We start from the raw sequence: 23,945 nt of genomic DNA, 5'->3' as shown, positions 1-23,945 counted from the left end.
AAAATAATTTTAAAATATAATAAAAGCAATATTTTTTATTAATAAATATATGATAATGAATTTAATAAAGCCATCCCTATTTTTAGTTGTGTTTATATTATTAGCTTGTAATTCAACCAAAAAAAAAGTTTCTAAACCAGAAAGTGAGAAGTTTAATCTTCAAACATCATTAAATAAAAGTATTTTAAAAACTAAAGAAACATTGAAAGGACTATCGAGTCCAGATAGTTTTCCTAGACGTATTAATAGTAATAAAATCAATTGGGATTTTGTGAGTGTAAATGATTGGTGTAGTGGTTTTTGGCCAGGAGTTTTATGGTATGCGTACGAGGCTTCTAGTGATCATACCATAAAAAAACAAGCAGAAAAATTTACAAATCCTATTAAAACCATAGCATATAGTTCTGCTAAAAATCATGATATAGGGTTTATGGTGTATTGTAGTTATGGGAATGGATATAGATTGACAGGAAATAAGGAGTATAAAAAGATTTTATTGTCTGCAGCAGATACTTTAGCTACCCTATACAATCCTAATGTAGGGTCTATATTATCATGGCCCAGTCAAAGAAGTAAGTTTCAGCATAATACGATTATCGATAACATGATGAATTTAGAATTACTTTTTTGGGCAGCTAAAAATGGCGGAAGTAAAAGGTTGTATGAAATTGCTAAGAGTCATGCAGAGATAACAATGAAGTATATGGTACGTGATGATGGCGCTGTATACCATGTTGGGTCTTTTGATGAAGATACTGGAAAGTTTTTAAAGGGATATACACATCAAGGATATGCCAATGAATCTATGTGGTCAAGAGGCCAAGCTTGGGGAATTTATGGGTTTTCTGTAGCATACAGAGAAACTGGTAATCAAGCGTTTTTAGAAACTGCCATAAAACTATCAAATCATTATATAAATCGTTTACCAAAAGACAGAATTCCTTATTGGGATTTTGACGATCCTAAAATACCAAATGCACCAAAAGATGCTTCAGCAGCCGCCATTTCGGCGTGTGGTATGTTAGAATTATCTGAATTCGTAAAAGATGAAAAATTAAAAGAAAAGTATAGAAATACAGCTCAAAATTTTATTGAGATATTATCATCCAAAGAATACTTTAGTGGTGACACAAATCAAGCATTATTGTTGCATTCTACGGGGCATCGTCCTAAAAATTCAGAAATTGATGTACCCATAATTTATGCAGATTATTACTATCTGGAAGCTTTAATACGTTTAAAAAAGATAGCAGCTAACGCTGCTTTTGCTCAAAAGTAAATCGTACTTTAATATTACTAGACATTAAGTTTTCGAGTAAAATGAATAGAATCACAACAATTTGGAAACATTACTTTTTAAAACATTATGAATAGGTTTAATAAGTTGATAGGGAGTTTGTTATTGATGAATAATATGAGAAAATTATTAAAGATGAAAAAACTAGTTTTTGTATTCACAGGTCTTATTTTAATTTTTACTTTAAGCTGTAGGCAGGTTTCAATCCAAACCCAATCAGCAGAAAAAGTAGCGCAAATTACAGATGAAGAACGTATGGAATGGTGGCAAGATGCACGATTTGGGATGTTTATTCATTGGGGTATTTACTCCGTTCCTGCCGGTTTTTACAAAGGAGAAGCACAAACCAATAGTGCAGAATGGATTATGAATAAGGGTAAAATACCCATTGCCGAATATGAGAAATTTGCAGAAAAATTCAATCCTACAAAATTTAATGCCAATGAATTTGTGGCATTAGCCAAAACAGCAGGAATGAAGTACATGGTTATTACTGCAAAACACCATGATGGTTTTTCAATGTTCAATTCAAAAGCAAACCCTTATAATGTTGTTGATGCCACACCGTTTAAACGTGATGTTTTAAAGGAGTTGGCAAAAGCCTGTCAAGAACAAGGTATTAAATTTGGTTTTTATTATTCGCAAGCGCAAGATTGGCATCATCCAGGAGGCATGGGGAACAACTGGGATAAAAGTATTCAACGTGTAAGTAGTGATGAGTATGTGTATGAAAAAGCACTTCCAGAAGTAAAACAATTATTAACAGCATATGGACCCATAGCAATTTTTTGGTGGGACACACCTAGAAAAATGACAAAATCTGTAGTAGATAGTTTATACCATATTACTACAGCGTTGCAGCCTAGCATAATTACTAACGATCGTTTAGGAGACGAGTATCCAGGAGATCATAAAACTTTTGAAAGACACGGTCCACGATATCAACCCGAGGCAAAATACTGGGAATTATGTCAACCTATTAGTGGAAGCTGGGGATACCGTAGTGACGATGATCAATTTAAATCTATTAAAACTTTAATACATAATTTAATTGACCAAAGTAGTAAGGGTGGGAACTATTTATTGAATGTTAGTCCAACCCATGAAGGCACATTAAGACTAGAAGCTACTGAAAGATTAAAAGCTATAGGTGCATGGATGGATAAAAATAGTGAGGCTATTTATGGTACTCAAGCAAGCCCAACAAGCGCAGAACCAGAATGGGGAAGAATAACCATGAAAACTATAGATAATAAAGGGCTCTTGTATTTACATGTTTACAATTGGAAGAACGGGGCTTCTCTTCCCATCAGATTGAAGAATGAAGTAGCATCTTGTTATTTGTTGACAGACCCATCAAGAGAATTTAAAACACAAACAGACGGTCATGGTATAAAAGTAAAACTTACAGGTAAAGCTCCAGATAGTATCGCTTCGGTTATTGTTTTAAAATTAAAAGAGATGCCGAATGCGTTACCTCAAAAAGCTTTAGGGCAAGATAAAGATGGCATTGTAAAGCTCCCTGCTTATAGAGCTCAATATGAAAATTTGCAAGGGCCTGGTGCTCAATATAACGAGCGTTTAGATTGTGTTGGAGATTGGCAGAGTGAAACGGCGAGAGTCTATTGGAGTTTCGAAATAGATAAACTTAAAGCGTTTAATTTAACAGGTTCTTTTGCGGGTGAAAACGATACTGAAATTACAATTTCGTTTAATGGAAGCTCTAAAAAAATTAAAATTTCCGTTAGCGGAAACCCAAAAAAATTTAAAAAAGTAGATTTAGGTATTTTTAGTGTAGATAAACCAGGTAGATACGAAGTTTCCTTTTTACCCGTTGCAGGGAAATGGAAACCAGTAAGCTTAAAAGAAGTGAAGCTTCAACCAACTAGATTTAAATAGGAGGAGAGTGTAAAAAGTTTTTAAAACAAGAGAGTTTTTTTTATAAATATTGACGTTACTATCGGATTTTAAATCTAGAAATATTTTTTAAAAGAACAGCAATCAATTAAAATGAACCGAAGCAAAAATAAAATGAATAAAAAAATAATTATTTGGTCAATTACAGCAGCACTTGCAGGATTCTTATTTGGTTTTGATGTTGTGGTTATTTCTGGAGCAGATAAAAAGTTACAATTGTTATGGGAATCTTCAGACTCTTTTCACGGCTGGGTAGTAATGGGTGCTGCACTTTGGGGAACCGTATTAGGGGCTATTTCTGGAGGCATCCCAACAAATAAATATGGTAGAAAAAAGATATTAATTATGATTGGTATTTTATTTGCAGTTTCAGCAATTGGTTCTGCATTTTCAAATGATCCTTGGGTTTTTGCATTTGCACGTTTTATTGGTGGTATTGGCGTGGGGGCTTCCACAATTGCGGCACCAGCTTATATTTCAGAAATTGCTCCCGCAAAAGATCGTGGTCGTTTGGTAGCATTGTATCAATTTAATATTGTTTTTGGCATTTTAATCGCATTTTTATCGAATTATCTATTAAGCGACATTGGCGAAAATGCATGGAGGTGGATGCTAGGTGTAGAAGCAATTCCTGCTATTTTATATATTTTGTTTGCCTTTAGACTTCCAAAAAGCCCTAGATGGTTGGCCTCAAAAGGAAGAAATACCGAAGCTAAAGAAGTATTAAAGTTAATAGATGCTACTGCAGATGTGGATGCTCAATTATTAGAATTTCAGAGTCATTCAGAAACTATAAATAAAGCTGAAACTATTTTTACCAAAAAATATAGATTTCCATTACTACTGGCTTTTTTAATTGCATTTTTTAATCAGTTTTCTGGAATAAATGCTTTTTTATATTACGCACCACGAATTTTTGAAGAAGCTGGTTTGGGTGAAAGTGCCGCTTTATTAAGCAGTATTGGCATTGGGTTTACAAATCTTGTATTTACGCTGTTAGGTGTTTTTTTAATTGATAAGTTAGGACGTAAAACATTAATGTATATCGGTTCTGTAGGATATATTATCTCTTTAGGATTGGTTTCTGCTGCTTTCTTTTTAGGGTGGACAGGGATGGCTGTTCCCATATTCCTATTTATTTTTATAGCAGCACACGCCATCGGTCAAGGAGCAGTAATCTGGGTATTTATCTCTGAAATTTTTCCAAATCACTTGCGAGCGTCAGGTCAAGCTTTTGGAAGTTCAACCCACTGGATTTTAGCAGCAATAATTCCTTCATTAATTCCGTTTTTATTCAATCATCCAATGATTGGCGCAGGTGTTGTGTTTTTAGTCTTTGCGGGTATGATGGTCTTACAATTATTATTTGTCTTTTTTATGATGCCAGAAACCAAAGGAAAAACTCTCGAAGCGTTAGAAGATCTAATGTTAAAAGAATAAAATAGATAGCTATATGATTAAAAAAAACAATAAGTACTTCTTATTTATGTGCATCTCATTTGTTGTGTTTGCATCAAAAGCAAATTCGCTTATTGTTCATAGGCATTCTATCGGTAAAAACATTAAGAATTTGGTGATTATCCCGAATTCTTATAATAAAATATCAAATGATAATTTTTGATAAATTTTTCAAGAAAAAAAGTTAAGAGATATGTATTCTAAAGTATTAAAATTTTTTATGATTATTCTTATAATTTATTCTTGTAAGAAGCGTAAAACCGAAATTAAAAAACAGCCAAACATCATTGTGTTTTTATGTGATGATTTAGGATATGGTGATTTATCTTCCTATGGTCATCCATTTATAAAAACACCCAATATTGATAAGTTGGCAGCATCTGGTATTAAATTGACCAATTTTTATGCGGCTGCACCTGTATGTTCGCCATCTCGTGTTGGACTACTAACAGGAAGAAGCCCAAACAGAGCAGGTATATACGATTTTATTCCAGCACCTAAAAAAAGTGAAGATCATAGAGATTTGGTGCATCTACAAGCCCATGAAGAAACCATTCCTTCGTTACTAAAAACAGCAGGCTATGCTACATGCTTGGTAGGTAAATGGCATTGTAATTCTAGGTTTAATTCTGAAGCACAACCACAACCAAACCACTTTGGATTTGACCATTGGTTTGCCACGCGTAACAATGCTTCACCTAGTCATAAAAATCCAAGAAATTTTATTCGTAATGGAGAAAAAGTAAGGAAAATAAATGGGTTTAGTAGTCAAATTGTTGTAGATGAAGCTATTGGTTGGTTAGATAAAAGAGAAGATAAAAAGCCTTTTTTCTTGGAAGTTGCTTTTCATGAACCTCACGAACCAATTGCATCTCCAGAGAATTTAGTTCAGAAGTATCTTCAATTTACAGATCTCAAAGCAGCAGCAGCATATTTTGCCAATGTAGAAAATGTAGACATAGCTGTAGGACGTTTAATGGCCTACTTAAGTGAAAATAAAATTGAAAATACAATTGTTGTTTTTACATCAGATAATGGTCCAGAAACCTTACATAGGCACAAGAAAGCAAAAAATTCTTACGGGACACCAGGTGATTTAAAAGGTATGAAGTTGTGGACTAATGAAGCTGGGTTTAGAGTCCCTTGTATTGTCAATTGGATCGGAAAAGAAACATTTGTTGGAACTTCTGATAAAGTAGTTTCTGCACTTGATTTTTTACCTACATTTTCTGAACTAGCAAGAGCTGGATTACCTAAAAATGGCATTGATGGAGAATCCTTTAAATCACTTTTAACTCAAGGGGAATTTGAGCGCAGCAAACCTTTAATTTGGGCTTTTTACGATGCTATAAACGAACATAGAGTTGCTATGAGAAAGGGAGACTGGAAAATAATGGGGCGTTTAGTAGCCAATAATGCCGAATTACCACACATTCATAATTTATATGATGGTAACGAAGCTTTTGTGAAAAGTGCGAAGCTTACCGATTTTGTTTTATTTAATTTAAAAAATGATATAGGAGAAACCACTGATTTGTCATCAACAAACCCAGATGTTTTTGAAAAGATGAAAAAGGAACTGAACATCGAATATAAAAACTTATTAGATGGCAGCCATATTTGGGCTCGTAACGAATAGTTGTTAAGTATGAAACTAAAAATAAGTATTTATAGCATTAGTATTATAGCTTTCTTATTGGTAAGCCAGACAACTTATGCCCAATTTGTTTTTCCTAAAAAAATTGAAAGAAACCATCCAAGACTTATTCTGTCTGGTGCTTCAAAAGAAAAAATACTGCTACAATTAGAAAATTCAAAAAACGTAAAAAGAGATTACGAAAAATTTAAAAGTAAAATTTCATCGTATGTTGAACAATATAAATCAGACCCAGAATGGTTGTCCTCTCGGTTTCAAATGTATTGGAAAAGCCATGCTACTGATGTTTTTGTAAATGGTGAATACTATTCACATGCTGAAGGAAAAGCGCCAGTACCAACAGTCCGTTTTACAGGACAAAGAGATTATGTTACAGATTATAGAACACCAAAGTTTGAGGATATGAAACCTTACCTTGAAGATGCCAGAGGACTTTGGCTGCAAAATAAAAACACAGACAAATGGGAATGGGTAAAACCTTTAAAAACAGGTAGGGTCATAGAAAATATAAATAGCAATATTATGAAGATTGCTCGCGATGCTGCTATGATATATTATGTAGAAGGTGATGTAGCGTATGCAAAACTAGCTTCCCATTTGTTTGATATTTATATGAAAGGGATTTATTATAGAAATGCACCAGTAGATTTAAAAAATGGCAATGTAAAAAACATCATTGGCTTTACTTCTTTTCAGGTTATTAAAGAGGGTATTGTTGCCCCAGCTTCAAGTTGTTTTGATTTTTTATATGGGTATCTCAAGGAAAATAAGAAAGATGACATGCCCATCTATACAGATGCATTTAAAAAAATGGCAGATATCATCATTAAGCATGGTATTCCAGACAATAACTGGAATCTTCATCAAGCTAACTTGGTCATAAAAATTGCTTTAATACTCGATGATGATAGTAGCTATGCAGATGGTAAAGGAAGTCAGTTTTATTTGAATACAATTTTTAATGAAACCAGCGAGCGTCAATGGTCGGTAACAGATGTATTGGATTCTGGTTATGATTCCGATAATGGCATCTGGAACGAAGGGGCTGGTTATGCACTTAGTGTTGCAAAGGGTTTTATAGAAATGGCTATGAAAATTCAAGAGGCTTTAGATATCGATATTTTAAAGTTTATGCCCATTATACCCAAAGCTGTTGCGATTATGCCCCAGTATTTATACCCTAATAAGTATACGGTAGCTTTTGGAGATTCACATTATGGGAAACTTCATATAGAACCCATGCTCGACCTTGTAGCAAATGCCCAATATTTTGGAAAACATGAGCAAGAAGAAAAATTCACATCTCTTATTTATATGCTTGAAAAAGATGGTGATATTAAAGAAAATAAAAATTCAAAAAATACATTTCAAAATTTGCTTTATAAGAATGAAGTTCATTTAGATAAAAATGTTCAGCCTGCTAATGAAGCAGATTATATGACCAATACTTTTTATGCACCAACGGTAAGTTGGTTGGTACAACGTAATGGTCTTGATTCAAAGCATGGCTTGATGATTTCTCAAGCAGGTTCATTAGGCAATCATTCGCATTCCAACGGAATTGCCATGGAACTTTATGGAAAAGGCCTTGTGCTGGCTCCAGAGGGTGGCAGAGGTTCTAGTTATTTTCAATTGGATTATCGGGAATATTATTCACAGTTTCCGGCACACAATACGGTTTCGGTAAATGGTAAATCCCAATATCAACGTATGCGTGGTAAATATCCGTTTAAAGTCAATGCCGTTTATCCAGATTCTGAAAGAAAAACAGGCTACTATCCCAATATCACGTTTTCTGACCTTTATTTTAATGAACCTAGTACAAATTCAAATCAAAATAGGGTAATGAGTATTGTACGGACAGGAGATACTTCGGGTTACTATATTGATGTTTTCAGGTCTACGACTAAAGAGGGTTCTGATACATACCATGATTATTTTTACCATAACCTTGGTCAGGAACTTACAATAACTGATTTGAGTGATACTGAGTTGAATTTAATACCCACAAAGAAACTAACATCTGCTAACGGAAATATTAAAGCATACGACTATAAAACAGACGAGCAATCCATAAAAACAGATGCTACTTTTAAGGCTAAATTTAATCTGAATTTAGACGGTGAGGAAACTATACGTATGAACATGTGGATGAACGGTCATACAGGGCGCGAAATATTTAAAGTGAAATCACCACGTTCTGAGGCGCTCAGGGATGCCATGATTCCAAAGGATATTGCTTATCAACCGTTAAACACTATTATAGTACGGCAAACAGGTGAAGCTTGGAATAAACCTTTTGTGGCTATTTATGAACCATCAACAACAAGCGAACCTAAAACGATTAAACATATAGAAACCTTGGATTTTAAAGGTGTTACGGATAGTTTTGTAGGATTAAAAGTAGAAAGCCTTTCAGACCGTTCGGATTATATATTTTCCTCAGATATTAGCAACACTATTGAATATAAGAACATGACCTTTACGGGTACATTTGGTATTGTAACCACTGAAGCAAACGAAACCACATTGTTTTTGGGTTCAGGAAAGTCAATTGGAATGGATGGTTTTAGTATCGAAACGGCTTTAGGTGAATCAGGTGCAGCTACATTGGTTTTTAATGAAAATAATATGCATTTAACAGCTGATTCGCCTGTTATTCTATCAATACCGGATACTTATAAAAGAGGAGAGGTTGTGCTAAGCTACGAATCAACAGAGATAAAAGGACAACGTTTGGTTAAAGACAAGCAAAAAATAGTCAATTTTATCATTCCTAAGATGTCTTATCAGCTAATCACGATTGAAGTAAGAAAATAATCATAATGAAGATTTTAAATTATTTAAACAGAAAACATATCACGGGAATTTTAATCATTTCCTTGGTATTTTCTGGTTGTAATAAACCACAAAATATTCAAGTAAAATCTCCCGATGGGAAAAAAATATTCTCGCTTATTGGTGATTCGAGAAGGAACATCACTTTTTCTATTAAATATAATGACCATGATGTTGTATTACCTTCAACATTAGAGCTGATTTCTAAGGAAATAGATTTTTCAGGTGATTTGTCCATATTAAAGGTGGATACTTCCACAGTAAATAATCAATGGCATTCTAACTTTGCCGAATTAAGTGTTATACCAGACAATTACAATCTATTAAAAGTATATCTTAAATTGGGAAACTCTAAAGTCAATATTATTTGTAGAGCTTATAACGAAGGAATTGCCATTTCATATGAAATTCCAGAGCAAAACAATATTCTTAAAATGGGCTTAGATGAAAAGATTCATTACAATTTTAAAGAAGATTATAAAGTTTGGTCTACACCAAAACGAGAACCACGAGTACTTACGGCACAAGGTGAGTATAAACAAATTTTATTATCGCAATTACAAAAAGGTTGCGAGCGTCCATTAGTTATTGAAATTCACGATAGTTTGAAAATTGCTTTAGCAGAAGCAAAAATGGTGGATTATGCACGATTAAGTTTTGATAAAGGGACATCGTCTAAATATAGTATTCTTTCAAGTTTAGATGGTAAAATGGGAGTTCAAAAACAAGATACTATTACAGGAGCTATCATTTCTAAAAGAAAAGAAACAGAAACAAAAGTTCATAAAAAATTACCATTTCAATCGCCTTGGCGCGTGGTTATGATGGCTAAAGATGAAGGAGAATTATTGGAGAATAATTATATAATTCAAAATTTGAACGATCCTTCCAAAATTGCCGATGAGTCTTGGATAACTCCTGGAAAGGTTCTTCGTGAAGGAACCTTAACAACGCAAGGGGGGCGAGCTGCTATCGATTTTGTGGCTAGTCATAACATGCAATATGTACATTTTGATGCCGGTTGGTACGGTAATGAAATGTACAATACTTCAGATGCCACAACAGTTACTCTAGATCCTAAAAGGTCGAAAGGCCCATTTGATATTGAAGCTATTTGTAATTATGCTAAAGAAAAAGGCGTTAAAGTCATGTTGTACGTAAACCGCAGAGCTTTAGAAAAACAACTGGATGAGGTATTACCATTATTTAAAAAATGGGGTATTTCTGGTATTAAATTTGGTTTTGTAAGAGTAGGAGATCAAGATGCAACTCTATGGATGCATGAAGCTATAAAAAAAGCTTCCGAGTACGAAATGGTTGTAGATGTTCATGACGAATATAGACCAACAGGTTTTTCTAGAACCTATCCTAATTTATTGACCCAAGAAGGCATTCGTGGTGATGAAGAAACTGTGCCAAACGAACATACATTAATAACGATGTTCACCAGAATGTTGGCAGGAGCAGCCGATAATACCGTGTGTTATTACAACAAGCGAGTGGATATAATGGGCTCACATGCTTCTCAATTAGCAAAAACAGTGTGCATTTTTAGCCCGCTGCAATTTTTATATTGGTACGATAAAGCTCCGGCAGCTCCGATTAAAGACGATGCGCTTTGGGGTAATACCAATACCATTGGAAATGAACCAGAATTAGAGTTTTTTGATAATGTACCAACTACTTGGGATGAAACCAAAGTGTTGTATTCAGAAATTGGGGAATTAGGTGTTATTGCTCGAAGAAAAGGAGAGGCTTGGTTTATTGGTGGTATTAATGGCGAAAAACCTCAATCTGTAGAAGTAGATTTTTCTTTTTTAGAAAAAGGGAAAAAGTATATGGCTAAAGTTTACACTGATGATGAAACCATCCAAACAAGAACACATGTAAAAATTGAAGAGTTAGAATTAGATAGAAAAAGCATATTAAATTTAAAAGTTAAAGCCAATAATGGATTTGCTGTACAAATTATACCAAACGAATGAATTTTAGAAAATTAAATAGCGAAATAGATAAAATAAAAACGATTTGTAAATGGCTTATTTACGGTGTTTTATTATGCCCAATGTTGCTATTAGGACAAAACGAAGGACACCCTAGAATTTATACAACAAACAACTCTAAGGAAGCATTTTTAAAAACAATAGAGAAAGTAGCTTGGAAAAAAGAATTTGTTGAACGGAAAAAAGAAAACCTAGAAAAATATCTAAAACGTTGTGAAGACAACCCAGAATGGCTAGTTTCTAGGTTACAAATGAATTGGAAAACGAAGCATAATGAAGTATATCTTAAAGGAGGGGATTTCGCATACTCTAAAGGAAAAGCACCAGTGGCAACAGTTCGTTTTTCAGGAACTAGAGATTGGGCTACAGAATATTCAGCACCTAAATTAGAAGATATAGAGCCTTATTTTGATGATTCGCGTGGCTATTATTTAGCACACAAAAAAACGAAAAAAAAAGAATGGGTACATCCATCAAAAGTAGGGCATGCTATAGAAGGTATTAATCGCAAGATTATGAGTCTTGTTGAAGATGCTGCCTTTTTATATTGGGTAACGGGCGATAAAAAGTATGCTGAATTTGCTAAACCCGTTTTTGAAACCTATATAGAAGGCATGTATTATAGAAATGCTCCAATAGATTTAGAGAATGGAAATCAACAACGCATTTCTGGTTTGGCAACCTTTGAAGTCATTCACGAAAAAATTCTTTTAAGCCTTGTTACTACTTACGATTTCTTATTCAACTATTTCAAAAACGAAAAAATAGACCTTAGTAATACTGTTGCTGTTTTTCAGAAATGGGGAGATCAAATTATAAAAAATGGCATTCCAGATAATAATTGGAACCTGTTCCAAGCACGATTTTTAACCTATGTGGCTTTGATTTTAGAGAGTAACAAAAATTACGAAAATGGTAAAGGACGAGAATACTTTTTAGAACACACATTTGATAAATCAACCGAAAGACAGCTATCTATAAAGGAATCCCTTCTAGTTTATGATCAAGAAACTGGTATGTGGCCTGAATGTGCATCGTATTCAACACACGTAATCACGTCACTGCTAGAAATCATTACATTACTCGATAATTATACAAATAAAAACGAGCTTTCTAATTTTCTAATTGTTGAAAAAGCAGCTTTGGCATCCTTTCAATATTTATTTCCTACGGGTTATATGGTTGGGTTTGGAGATTCAGCTCATAAAATAATGCCTCCAAAAAATTTCGAACTTCTAATTGCTAATTATAAGAAGTATAACGAAGAAGAAAAAGAACTTTTATTTTCTGGTTTGCTAAATATGATGGTAGATAAAGGAGAATATAAAAGAAAAGTAAATAATCTATTCGAATTATTTTTTTACGTAGATCATTTAAAAAAGAATGAAATAAATGTTGAAGAGATTGATTTAGAAAAACTAACATCACCTACTTTTTATGCCTCCAATGTAAGCATGTTCAATCAAAGGTTGGGTGATGGTGATGATGCGGTCATGGTTTCTACGGTTGGTTCTTATGGAAACCATTCGCATGTTAATGGCATCTCTATAGAATTATTCGCAAACAATTATGTTTTAGGGCCGGATATGGGCAAAGGTCCAAGTTATTGGCATCAAGACCATCGAGAGTATTACTCCAGGTTTCCAGCCCACAATACGGTTGTGGTAGATGGTAAATCTGATTATGGTGCCATGCGTGGCTATCATCCATTTGAATTGGATAATTATTTTCCAGAATTAGGCAAAACATCTATTTTCGATAAAATTACGTTTTCTAAAGTGTCTTTCTTTGAACCAGAAACGAAATCTAATCAACAACGATTTACTGCTATTATTAAATCGAATACCAATAAAAATTATGTGGTTGATGTGTTTAGGTCAAAAAAACAACAGTCTGGTAATCAGAGGCATGATTATTTTTATCATAATTTAGGACAATCACTTCAAATATTTCAGAATAATAATGAATTAAAATTATCAGCGACGGATGATTTTGGCTCACAGCAAGGCGATTTAAAGGGGTACGATTATTTAACCGACAAAACCAAAATTGAAACTCCAAAAGATATTCAAGCACTGTTTAAAATAGAAAGTAATGGAGAGCCTAATAATGTTATGAAAATTTGGGTAAAAGGAAGTCCAAACCAAACCGTATATTCCGTAAAAGCACCAAAATCAAATGCCATTTCAAATGGAACAGCACCAAAAGAAATAGTAGATGACCCTATATCAACCCTAATTTTAAAAAGAGAGGAAGCTGCTTGGGGAAACCCTTTTGCTTTGGTATTTAATCCATTTATGGAAGGTGGTGAAAACCCCATTGAAAATGTATCGTATTCAAGTTTAGAGGATAATCCAAATACGCAGGTTATAAATGTGTTGTTAAGTGATAAAACCACCGCTGATAGAATGGTTTTAAATACATCTGAAAATGATGCTATTAAACAAGAGGAGTTTTATCAAAAAGGACTATTCTCAATGGTACGTCAGTCAACAAAGAAGAATCTTATTGATTTCTTGTTTGTTTCAGGTATGTATAAATATGAACAAAATGGTTGGGAAATAATTGCATCTGGAGCACCAGTAAACCTGTCTTTTGAAACTGTGGAAAACGGATACATCCTTCAGAATAATGAACCAGTACTTATAAGAATACCGTTTTTTAATGATATGAAATCGGCTGAATTAAGATTATACCATGGTGGTAAATTAATTGAAACACGACAAACCATAATGAGTCGGTCTAACATACAAATAGAGTTTAGACTATCAAAAGCGTATGAAAAGGCAGAAGTTGTTTTTAAGTAAATGAGTTCATTATAAGAAATCAATCTGAAAAGGAAATAATAATAAAAAAAAACCAACATAAATAACTATAAATGAAAGCATTAAATAAATTAATCCTATTTGTATTAGTTATGGTTCTAAACTTTAATACAAGTTTTTCCCAAAATACTTCAGAAGTAAAAAAACTTTCTGATGATGAACGTATGGCATGGTGGCGAGATGCCAAATTCGGTATGTTTATCCATTGGGGTGTGTACTCCATACCAGGTGGGGAACGAGACGGTCAAATTTGTAAAGGTGGTGCCGAATGGATTATGGATAAATTGGATTATACCATAGCCGAATATGAAAAATTCCCTAAAATGTTTAATCCTATAAAGTTTGATGCCGATGAATGGGTGGCTATGGCTAAAGATGCCGGTATGAAATATATTGTAATAACTTCGAAACATCATGATGGCTTTGGCTTATGGGATTCTAAAGTATCAGATTATGATATTATGGATTCATCACCTTTTAAGCGTGATGTTATAAAGGAATTATCAGACGCTTGTAAACGTGCAGGAATTATATTTTGTTTTTACCATTCTATTGTAGATTGGCACCATCCACAAGCTCAAGGAAACTTATTTCCTAATTACAATGCAGGTCAGAAAGATCAAACTATAGTAAATCCAGAATTTCCAAAATATTATGAAAATTATTTAAAACCTCAAGTAAAGGAGCTTTTAACTAACTATGGCGATATTGGAGTCGTATGGTTTGATGGTGATTGGATTGCAGATTACACTACAGAAATGGGTAAAGAACTTTATGATTTTATTCGAGAAATTCAACCAAATACAATTATTAATAATAGAGTGGACAAAGGTCGTAAAGGAATGGAAGGAATGGATGAAGACGGTAATTTTGCAGGCGATTTTGGTACACCTGAACAAGAAATACCAGCAACAGGGATTGATTCTGATTGGGAATCGTGTATGACGATGAATGGATCTTGGGGGTATAAACCTTCAGATAAAAATTGGAAAAGCAGTGAAAAGCTTATTCAGAATTTAATCGATATCGTTTCAAAAGGGGGCAATTTTTTATTAAATATAGGTCCAGATGGTTTAGGTCAGTTTCCGCCTGAAAGTGCAGAGCGTTTAAAAGCGATAGGTGTTTGGACTAGAGAAAATGCAGAATCTATTTATGGAGCATCTGTAAGCCCTTATGATAGACCAGAATGGGGGCGATATACTGCAAAAGATGTATTTTTATACGCTCATGTTTTTGATTGGCCAGAAGATGGTAAATTAGTAATAAATAGAGCTATTAAACCAAGACAAGCAACATTGCTTACCAACCCTTATCAGAAATTAAAAATGAATTTAGTGGATGATAATTTAACCATTCATCTGCCAGAAAAAGCCCCTAATGATATTGCCACAGTAATAAAAATACAATTAATGCCTAATGAGGATTGGGCGAATTTAAAAAGATATAAAAAAGCAAATAAAGAATTAAAAGCACCATCTAAAAAAGAAAACCGAGTGTTATTTATGGGGAACTCCATTACCCAAAAATGGGTGCAGTTTAATCTAGGGTTTTTTAAAGAAAACAATTATATAGGAAGAGGTATAAGTGGTCAAACCACACCACAGATGTTATTAAGGTTTAGACAAGATGTTATTAATTTAAGCCCAAAAGCAGTTGTAATACATGCAGGAACCAATGATATCGCCGGCAACAGAGGTCCTATAACAATTGATCAAATTGCTAGTAATATTTTTACAATGGCAGAATTGGCCAAAGCACACAATATAAAAGTGGTACTGGCTTCAGTACTTCCTGCAAGTAGTTATTCTTGGAGTCCATCTATTGAGCCTATAGATAAAATTAGTCAACTCAATAATTTGATAAAAGAATATGCTGTTAAGAATAATTTGGTGTATTTAGATTATTATTCAAGTATGGTTAATGAACATAAAGGATTAAAAAAAGAACTTGGTCGAGATACGGTACACCCTAATGCTAAAGGTTATGAAATTATGGAAGTTCTGGTAAAAGAAGCTATTGCAAAAGCATTCAAATTGAAATAGGGACTTGGAATTAAAAGACAGATAAATTTTCTAATCAAATACTTTTCTAAAAAAAAGTATAAAAGAGTCTATATTTTATAGTAAATGAACTATAAATGATACAAAAATAAGTTTAAAATTTTAATTTCGTAAGGATGTATTTTTATTAATTTTTAAATTGAAAATTTAACTAAATGAAACTCAATTTTTATAAAAACAACAACACTAATTTAAAGGGTATCGATCTTTTTTTATGTTGCATTGCAATACCTTTTTCTGTCATATTTTTTCTGTCATGTACTTCATCAGAGAAAGCTAAAAAACCAAATGTAATTGTTATCATGGTAGATGACCAAGGTTACGGAGATATTGCTGCGCTTGGAAATAAATACATTCAAACACCAAATATTGATAAGCTGCATAGCATAAGTACAAGATTTACAAATTATCATGTAAGTCCTACATGTGCACCAACACGAGCAGCTTTTTTAACGGGTCATCATTCTAATAGAACTGGAGTTTGGCATACCATAAACGGACGTTCTTTAATTTTGGAAAGAGAAACAACCATGGCACAGATTTTTAAAGAAAATGGGTATAGCACTGGTATTTTTGGGAAGTGGCATTTGGGTGATAATTATCCGTTTCGTCCAGAAGACAAAGGTTTTGATGAAGTTTTAGTGCATGGCGGCGGCGGTATAGAACAGACTATGGATTATTGGGATAATGACTATTTTAATGATACCTATTTGCACAATGGAAAGTTAGAAAAATTTGAAGGCTTTTGTACAGATGTTTGGTTTAACAATGCTAAAAAATACATTGAAGAAAATAAGAACAAACCCTTCTTTTGCTACGTATCGACTAATGCGGCGCATTCCCCATATTTTGTTGCAGATACATATTCAGATCCGTATAAAAACAATGAGAATATTCCGAATGCAAATTTCTATGGTTTGTTAGCAAATATTGATGAAAATGTAGGCAAGCTAGTCAATTACTTAAAATATTTGAAGCTTGCAGAGAACACCATTTTAATTTTTACTACAGATAACGGAACAGCCCAAGGTGCAAAAGTAGAGGGGCATCGTTTAGATGGGTTTGTAACAAAAGGATACAATGCAGGAATGCGCGGTATTAAAGCCAGTATGTATGAAGGAGGACATCGTGTTCCACTTTTTATCCATTGGAAAAATGGAGGAATTACTGTTGGTAATGACATCAATGAATTAACAGCCCATTACGATATTTTACCAACGTTGGTTGATTTATGTAAATTAAACATACAGAAAGATATAAAGTTTGATGGCAAAAGTCTGGTTCCTTTAATGAATGGTAACAATTCAGCATTTAAAGATAGAATTATCATTACCAATTCACAACGTGTCGAAACTCCAGAGCCTTGGCTAAGAACGGCTTTAATGCAAGCCAACTGGCGATTGATAAATGGTATAGAATTGTACGATTTAGATACAGATCCAGCGCAAAGAAAAAATATTGCAGATCAGTTTCCCAACAAAATAGATGCGTTCAAAACAGCCTATAATTTATGGTGGAAAGATTTGTTGCCTGGATATAGCGATCAACCACGAATTATTGTTGGACATAAAAAAGCAAATTCAGTAAATTTATATTGTCATGATTGGCATACAGATCAAGTAAGTCCTTGGCATCAAAGACATATTAGAAGTGGCTATATAAATAATGGCTATTGGATGCTGAATGTAGCGCAAAGTGGTAGGTATAGATTGAAACTTCGTCGTTGGCCAGAAGAAACACATTTGGCTTTAAATGATGAAGCTCCAATACGTCCTGCAATTTCGAATACAAGCGTAAAAGAAAGTAAAAAAGGAAAATCTTTAGATATTATAAAGGCTAAAATAAATATTCAAGGTATTGAAATTTCAAAAAAAGTAGATGCTAATTTGGAGTTTGTAGAATTTGAAGCAGCACTTAAAAAAGGAGATACAAAACTCAAAACATGGTTTACATTAAAAACTGGCGAAGTATTAGGAGCATATTTTGTAAATGTTCAAAAAATATAAAAATTTGATGAATAGTGAACGTTAAATTAGTGAAACTCAATTTTTATTCCGAAGCTTCGGAAGCGAAGCAATGAATTAAAAATTACTAGCTGAACCTGCCTATGCCGGCTTGGTTCCCCCGATGCTCTGCGTCGAAATAAAAAAGAAATTTCTACTTGATACCTCGTACTCTTGGGTCGAGGTTTTTCATTTTAAAATAAAATTAATAAAATTATCAAATAAGGAACTACAATTTACAATATCTGAATCATAATTTATATAAAAGCATATAGTTATAACTTAATTTCGGTTAAAAAAAGTTTTATATGAAAAGAAATTACACTTCCCTTAAAATTAATATAATTTTTTTATATATCCTGTTTGTTGTCAATATACAAGCGCAAACTACGGTATCTACATTAAGTGACCTAAAACCCTATTTAAAAGCTAGTAATGCAAACGTTAAATTAGCTGCTGGAACTTACACCGTTGCTGCTACCGACATTAGTGCAGGATTATATCCAGATAATACAACGATTGGTGGCTTCTATAATAGAATTCTTTTCCTTTTTGAAGGTAATGATAGTACCTATGATTTTACTGATGTAACAATCAATATAGAAACAGGTGTATTTGCAGCTTCCAGAAGTAATGTGCATGAAATTCAAATAATTGGGAATAATAACGTACTAAAAAATCTAACCATAGTAGATGTAGGCTCTGTGTATGATGATCCAATAAATGAGGTAACTAATATTGCGATAGATGGTAGAAACAATAGAATAGAAGGATTTCACATGACAACCAAGGGTTCAAAACCTTATGGTTATGGTGATACTTTTGGAAAAGGAGCAGGACCAGTAATTGCACATAATAAGCATAGTAGTATAAATGTAAGAGGAGAGTCAAACCATGTACTTAATTGTACTATAATACACAGATCATTTGGGCATGCTATTTATATGCAGGCAGCAAGTTATCCAAAGATTGAAGGTTGTTACATAGAAGGCGAATTACGAACTACAGATGATATTCTTTTAGAAGAAGGAACTGGTTCAGCAGCTGATAATGTAAATTTTATGACCGATTGGGGATACAAACTACCTGCGGGTTATATGCTTAGTACTGGTGAAGCTGGTATTCGTGCTTATAATGTTGGTAGAACTATTATTGATGGTGTACAAATAGGTCCATTAGGAGCAAGTAATGTTACCGTGCTTAATTGCACTATAAAGCACATGCGAACCGCTGTTACTTTAGGTCAAGCCGGAGGAACTAATTATATAGAAGGGTGTACATCTATTGGTAACGAACAAGCTTTTGCAGTTGGTGGTGGAGGATCTGTAGTCAATTGCTATTCAGATGCAGTATTTGGACCAGTATATAAGAGTACTTATAACTCTGATAGTAATGCTAAGGTTGATATTACCCTCATTCCTCCTGTAGATGCGTATTATAATGGCAATAATTGCGTAGCATATATAGGTGGAAGTGGACATGATGTAATATTAAAAACAACTGATCCTAACGTGAATCCAGATTTGAAAATTCAGATGGGAGGATTTTATAATAATTTGCGTATGCTAAATGGAACTAATGCATCTCAAAATAATCATTATGCAACTAACTTAAACGTAGTTAACTCAACGGAGTATCCTATCGAGTTTCCTTCAGAGAGCTCAGGGAATACTGGGTCATCTTGCGGACCAGTTACAGATAACGGTTCAGGTAACTTTATTTTAGGATGTGGCGAGGTAAGTGAGTTTCCAGCTCCTAATGTTGCGTATTACATAGGTAATAATCGATGGTCTGGATATTTAAGTGCTGATGGAAGCGATGAAACTGGTTTTTATCTTTATCCTGACCATGAGGATTCAGACGGATCGCTCCCAACTATCCAAGAGCAATGGGTATTTGTTCCAGTTCTTGGAGAAGTAGAATATTATTATGTAGAAGCTCTTGGTGCTGGCGATGATAAAAAAAGATTGATGGGAGAAACTGTTGGAGGTCTTCCACAAATGGTTTCTAATACAACAATAAATGATGCAGTTAAGTGGAAAGTAGAAATTATTTCAGGAAGAGATACCTACTATCTTATAAATAAACTTGTTTTGGGAAACGGAAGGAATATTAGATTATTAGGTACAGATGGTTCTATAGTATTGAGTGACACTTCTAATACATCCAATGCGTCTAGATTTGCTATTACTGTAGCGCAAGTGTTGAGTGCAGGAAATATTGAGAATATAGAAAAAAATATCTCACTATACCCGATACCTGCTTCTGATGTTTTAAATATTAGAATAAAAAACTATGTTTCTGCCAAAGTAGAAATCATAAATTTATTTGGGCAAATTGTCATTTCAAAGCAAATACAAAGTAATAATGGTCAGATAAACTTAAGTAATATTTCAGATGGTGTTTACATCGCTAAAATTTATTCAAACGAAAATATTTTCACTAAAAAAATTGTTAAAAATTAGATACTAAAAAAAGTTGTAAATACTATTTAAAAAAGGATAGTTTCTATTTAGAAGCTATCCTTTCTTATTTATTAAAGTTTATCCTACATTAAAAACTAAAATAAATGAAGAAGAGCAATAGTTTATGAATTATGGGCAATAAGTTATATGTTGTTTTTTTAATAATTAGTAGCATTGTAATAGTTGATTAATTAATTTAAACTATTATACTACCATGAAAAAATTATTACTTTTATTTATTACTTTTTTAATAATTACATTTAGCAATGCCCAAGCAATAGGTGATCAATTTACAGATTCAGACATTAGTTATGAGATAATTAATGATTCTCCATGGGAAGTTGAGGTTACAGTAAGTGCTTTGGCAAACGTTATTGTGCCTAGTTCAGTTGTTGAGCCTACAGGGAGCAACGTATGCTCTGTTACAGCTATTGGAGAGTTAGCATTTAATGGAAATACAACTATTGTATCTATTGAAATACCAAGTACTGTAACATCTCTTCTTCGTAGGTGTTTTAGAGGTGCCACATCATTAACTTCTGTAACATTTACAGGAGAAAATAACATTACTTTAATAGGGCAACAGGCATTTCAAAATGCTACTGGCGTTACTAATGGTAATGAAATTATAAGCTCTGTAATCACCATGGATAACGGTGCGTTTTCTGGCGGAGGTCTTAGTGGAACATTAACTACTCCTGCTTCATTAACTACGCTTACAGGTACAGCAGTATTTAGGAATAATAGTATTGTAACTGCAGATTTATCTGCTTCTGTAGATTTGTTAAATATTACAGGTGCTTTATTGTTTGAAAACCCTACAGTTACGTCTTTTATTTTACCACCTAATGTACAAACTATGGATTCGCAAGTATGTAATGGATGCGCTATAACAGAAATTAATTTTCCGGCCAGTTTAACCTCTATTGGAGCAACTTCTTTTGCTACTTCTACTTTAACTACAGTACAGGTTAATAGTGCTTCAGTAATAGCTATAGAAGCTGATACTTTTAATGGTATTTCTTCAGATGCCAAGTTATATGTGCCAGATGCTGCTGCGAAGGCAGCTTATGAAGCTGATGCTAATTGGCTAGCATTTTTTCCTGCTACGAATATTGTAATAGGTAATATATTGGCTATAAAAAGTGTAGATCACGATTTAAATTGGGGAATGTATCCAAACCCTACAGAGGGAATTGTTTCTATAATAAATAAAAAATCAGTGGATACAGCTGTTACTGTTTATGACATAAATGGTAGAATATTATTAGAAGAGAGTATAACTAATTCAAATTCAGAAATCAATATTTCTGATCTAGCTTCGGGTATGTATATTTTTAAAGTAAAAACAGATAATGGTGAAATTGTAAAACGAATTCTAAAGAAATAGTTGTATGAGTTGTTTGTAGAGTTTTTTAAATAATCAATACCCACAGAAGTCTCTTTATTTTGCATTTTATAGGCATACTTTTTTTTATAGTATGGGATGATTTTTTTGCTCTACTTAAACATACAATAGTATTTTATCGGTTTGATAAAACTTACCTTTATCGATGTTTTTTACGTAAAATTAGAAAGTGAATTGTCTATTCTAAAAAAAGCATTAAATTTTAATTTTTAGGAAATTATAAGGAGTCATTTATTTCTCTACAAATTAATAGCAACTGTAATAAATGTAAACAAATATAAAATATGAAAATAGGTTATAAATTAGCAAGCATTCTTTTCATTGCTTTGCCACAATTTTTAATGGCTAATGTAACACTTCATGCTCTTTTTTCTGACCATATGGTCATTCAACGTGAAACCGAAATACCTGTTTGGGGGTGGGCAGATCCTTTTGAAAAGGTTGAAGTATTGGGTAGTTGGGGTAAAAAAGCAAGTACTGCTACTAAAGCAGATGGTTCTTGGATGGTAAATTTAAAAACACCAAAAGCAGGTGGTCCATTTACAATCAGAATTTCTGGAAAAAATACCATTACAATTAGTGATGTTTTATCAGGTGAGGTGTGGTTGTGCTCGGGGCAATCTAATATGGATTATACAATGGAAAGGTTTTCAAAGGGTGTTAGAGATAAAAAATATCAACCTTTAGCAGATTTCATTAAAGATGAAGTCGCCAATGCAAACGATGATTGGTTAAGGCATATTGAAGTATCACGGCAAACATCTTTAGATGAAAAGAAAACAAATTTTACTGGAAAATGGATAAAAGCTAAAAAAGACGAGGTGAACAAAATTACAGCCACCGGTTATTTCTTTGCTAAAGAATTGCGTGAGCGTTTAAATGTACCTATCGGTTTGGTAGAGTGTTCTTGGGGAGGAAGTAGAATTCAACCTTGGATTTCTGAAGAAGCTTATCTAAACGATAAAAATTTACAACTATATTACAGAGCCATGAATATAGAAACAAAAAACACCATAAAAAATATGGATGCTAAAGGTTTTGAAGATACTGTTTATAAATATAATGTAAATGTATGGGAGCAAAAGGGGAAAAAAGGACGTAAACCAAAAGGCTTAAAGCATCCAAGAGAAGATATGCAAGTAGCCACAACATTATATAATGGTATGTTGAATGCTATTATTCCTTATAAAATTAAAGGTACTATTTGGTATCAAGGTGAAAGTAATGCGGTTTACTTACCTGAAGATTATGAGGAATTTTTGACCACCATGGTTACCAGTTGGAGGTCAGATTGGAATCAAGGTGATTTCTCATTTTATTGGGCGCAATTAGCAGCTTGTAATAGAGGTAGTGATGAAGCGAGTAAAGGTTGGGCAACTGTTAATGATGAACTTAGAAAAACCTTAAAAGTACCTAATACGGGTATGGCTGTATTATATGATATTGGAGAGCCTAATGATATTCATCCGCATAACAAAATGGATGTAGGTAAACGTTTGGCGTATTGGGCCCTGGCAAAAGATTATAAAATGAAGGTAAAAGCAGTAAGCGGTCCTTTATACAAGTCTGTTAAAATTCAAAACAATAAAATAGAAATAGATTTTACCCATACAGGTTCTGGTTTAATGGTGGGGCATAAACACCTTTTAGAGGATGCCGTTTCGGTCAATGAGCCATTAAAATGGTTTGAAATTGTTGGAGATGATGGCGTGTGGAAACCAGCTGAAGCAAAAATAGTTTCAAAGGATAAAATAGAAGTTTGGAATACATCAGTTCCAAATCCAAAACATGTGCGTTACGCATGGGCTGGAAATCCTGAAGGAGCAAACCTGTATAATAAAGAAGGCTTGCCTGCTGCAGTATTTTCAACAGAGCAATAGATTTTTAATTATAAAATACCTTTAATAGGTAAATTCTAAAATTCTATTCGGTTTTTGTAATTTGGTTATAAAAGAACGGGGATTAATACGAGGTATAGAGCTTGAATTTCTAGAGACAAATTAAGTTCACCCTG

Annotated in this window: 12 protein-coding genes; all 12 read left to right on the top strand. The window is 33.4% G+C overall.

Going from position 1 to position 23,945, the window contains the following annotated elements; genetic code table 11:
* Positions 1 to 55 precede the first annotated feature (55 nt).
* The 12 genes from Q0998_RS08975 (at position 56) to Q0998_RS08920 (ending at position 23,811) form a co-directional block, all read left to right on the top strand.
* Positions 56 to 1,279 (top strand): glycoside hydrolase family 88 protein, encoded by a 1,224-nt coding sequence (locus tag Q0998_RS08975; RefSeq protein WP_299669134.1) that lies wholly within the window; start codon positions 56 to 58, stop codon positions 1,277 to 1,279.
* 153 nt (positions 1,280 to 1,432) lie between these two features.
* Positions 1,433 to 3,196 (top strand): alpha-L-fucosidase, encoded by a 1,764-nt coding sequence (locus Q0998_RS08970; protein ID WP_299669132.1) that lies wholly within the window; start codon positions 1,433 to 1,435, stop codon positions 3,194 to 3,196.
* A 132-nt stretch (positions 3,197 to 3,328) separates the two neighbouring features.
* Positions 3,329 to 4,654, top strand: a complete 1,326-nt coding sequence (locus Q0998_RS08965) for a sugar porter family MFS transporter (RefSeq protein ID WP_299669130.1) — start codon at positions 3,329 to 3,331, stop codon at positions 4,652 to 4,654.
* A 238-nt stretch (positions 4,655 to 4,892) separates the two neighbouring features.
* Complete coding sequence (locus tag Q0998_RS08960) at positions 4,893 to 6,311, top strand: sulfatase-like hydrolase/transferase (RefSeq protein WP_299669128.1); 1,419 nt, start codon at positions 4,893 to 4,895, stop codon at positions 6,309 to 6,311.
* A 9-nt stretch (positions 6,312 to 6,320) separates the two neighbouring features.
* The gene (locus Q0998_RS08955) at positions 6,321 to 9,149 is read left to right on the top strand and encodes a heparinase II/III family protein (protein ID WP_299669126.1); all 2,829 of its coding nucleotides are present in this window, start codon (positions 6,321 to 6,323) and stop codon (positions 9,147 to 9,149) included.
* 5 nt (positions 9,150 to 9,154) lie between these two features.
* Complete coding sequence (locus Q0998_RS08950) at positions 9,155 to 11,152, top strand: glycoside hydrolase family 97 protein (protein ID WP_299669123.1); 1,998 nt, start codon at positions 9,155 to 9,157, stop codon at positions 11,150 to 11,152.
* The gene (locus tag Q0998_RS08945) at positions 11,149 to 13,977 is read left to right on the top strand and encodes a heparinase II/III family protein (RefSeq protein WP_299669120.1); all 2,829 of its coding nucleotides are present in this window, start codon (positions 11,149 to 11,151) and stop codon (positions 13,975 to 13,977) included. The genes Q0998_RS08950 and Q0998_RS08945 overlap by 4 nt, the downstream gene beginning before the upstream one ends.
* 71 nt (positions 13,978 to 14,048) lie before the next feature.
* The gene (locus tag Q0998_RS08940; RefSeq protein WP_299669117.1) at positions 14,049 to 16,037 is read left to right on the top strand and encodes an alpha-L-fucosidase; all 1,989 of its coding nucleotides are present in this window, start codon (positions 14,049 to 14,051) and stop codon (positions 16,035 to 16,037) included.
* A gap of 173 nt (positions 16,038 to 16,210) precedes the next feature.
* Positions 16,211 to 18,061 carry an arylsulfatase gene (locus Q0998_RS08935; RefSeq protein WP_299669114.1) on the top strand — a complete coding sequence of 617 codons (1,851 nt, stop codon included), beginning with the start codon at positions 16,211 to 16,213 and terminating at the stop codon, positions 18,059 to 18,061.
* A gap of 305 nt (positions 18,062 to 18,366) precedes the next feature.
* On the top strand, positions 18,367 to 20,523 hold the full coding sequence (locus tag Q0998_RS08930; protein WP_299669111.1) for a T9SS type A sorting domain-containing protein: 2,157 nt from the start codon (positions 18,367 to 18,369) through the stop codon (positions 20,521 to 20,523).
* A gap of 214 nt (positions 20,524 to 20,737) precedes the next feature.
* Positions 20,738 to 21,913 (top strand): leucine-rich repeat protein, encoded by a 1,176-nt coding sequence (locus Q0998_RS08925; protein ID WP_299669108.1) that lies wholly within the window; start codon positions 20,738 to 20,740, stop codon positions 21,911 to 21,913.
* A gap of 302 nt (positions 21,914 to 22,215) precedes the next feature.
* Positions 22,216 to 23,811 (top strand): sialate O-acetylesterase, encoded by a 1,596-nt coding sequence (locus Q0998_RS08920; RefSeq protein WP_299669105.1) that lies wholly within the window; start codon positions 22,216 to 22,218, stop codon positions 23,809 to 23,811.
* The last annotated feature ends 134 nt before the right edge of the window (positions 23,812 to 23,945 follow it).

It is taken from the genome of uncultured Polaribacter sp. (assembly GCF_947501385.1).
Classification (GTDB): domain Bacteria; phylum Bacteroidota; class Bacteroidia; order Flavobacteriales; family Flavobacteriaceae; genus Polaribacter.
The sequence above is the reverse complement of the archived record's forward strand: the minus strand, read 5'-3'. Positions and strand labels throughout refer to the sequence as shown.

Excerpts from the sequence above, each read along its gene's own strand:
- Q0998_RS08960 (WP_299669128.1), top strand. The coding sequence starts at position 4,893 with ATGATTATTCTTATAATTTATTCTTGTAAGAAGCGTAAAACCGAAATT.
- Q0998_RS08925 (WP_299669108.1), top strand. The coding sequence starts at position 20,738 with ATGAAAAAATTATTACTTTTATTTATTACTTTTTTAATAATTACATTT.
- Q0998_RS08950 (WP_299669123.1), top strand. The coding sequence starts at position 9,155 with ATGAAGATTTTAAATTATTTAAACAGAAAACATATCACGGGAATTTTA.
- Q0998_RS08940 (WP_299669117.1), top strand. The coding sequence starts at position 14,049 with ATGAAAGCATTAAATAAATTAATCCTATTTGTATTAGTTATGGTTCTA.
- Q0998_RS08920 (WP_299669105.1), top strand. The coding sequence starts at position 22,216 with ATGAAAATAGGTTATAAATTAGCAAGCATTCTTTTCATTGCTTTGCCA.
- Q0998_RS08975 (WP_299669134.1), top strand. The coding sequence starts at position 56 with ATGAATTTAATAAAGCCATCCCTATTTTTAGTTGTGTTTATATTATTA.
- Q0998_RS08955 (WP_299669126.1), top strand. The coding sequence starts at position 6,321 with ATGAAACTAAAAATAAGTATTTATAGCATTAGTATTATAGCTTTCTTA.
- Q0998_RS08965 (WP_299669130.1), top strand. The coding sequence starts at position 3,329 with ATGAATAAAAAAATAATTATTTGGTCAATTACAGCAGCACTTGCAGGA.
- Q0998_RS08935 (WP_299669114.1), top strand. The coding sequence starts at position 16,211 with ATGAAACTCAATTTTTATAAAAACAACAACACTAATTTAAAGGGTATC.
- Q0998_RS08970 (WP_299669132.1), top strand. The coding sequence starts at position 1,433 with ATGAAAAAACTAGTTTTTGTATTCACAGGTCTTATTTTAATTTTTACT.
- Q0998_RS08945 (WP_299669120.1), top strand. The coding sequence starts at position 11,149 with ATGAATTTTAGAAAATTAAATAGCGAAATAGATAAAATAAAAACGATT.
- Q0998_RS08930 (WP_299669111.1), top strand. The coding sequence starts at position 18,367 with ATGAAAAGAAATTACACTTCCCTTAAAATTAATATAATTTTTTTATAT.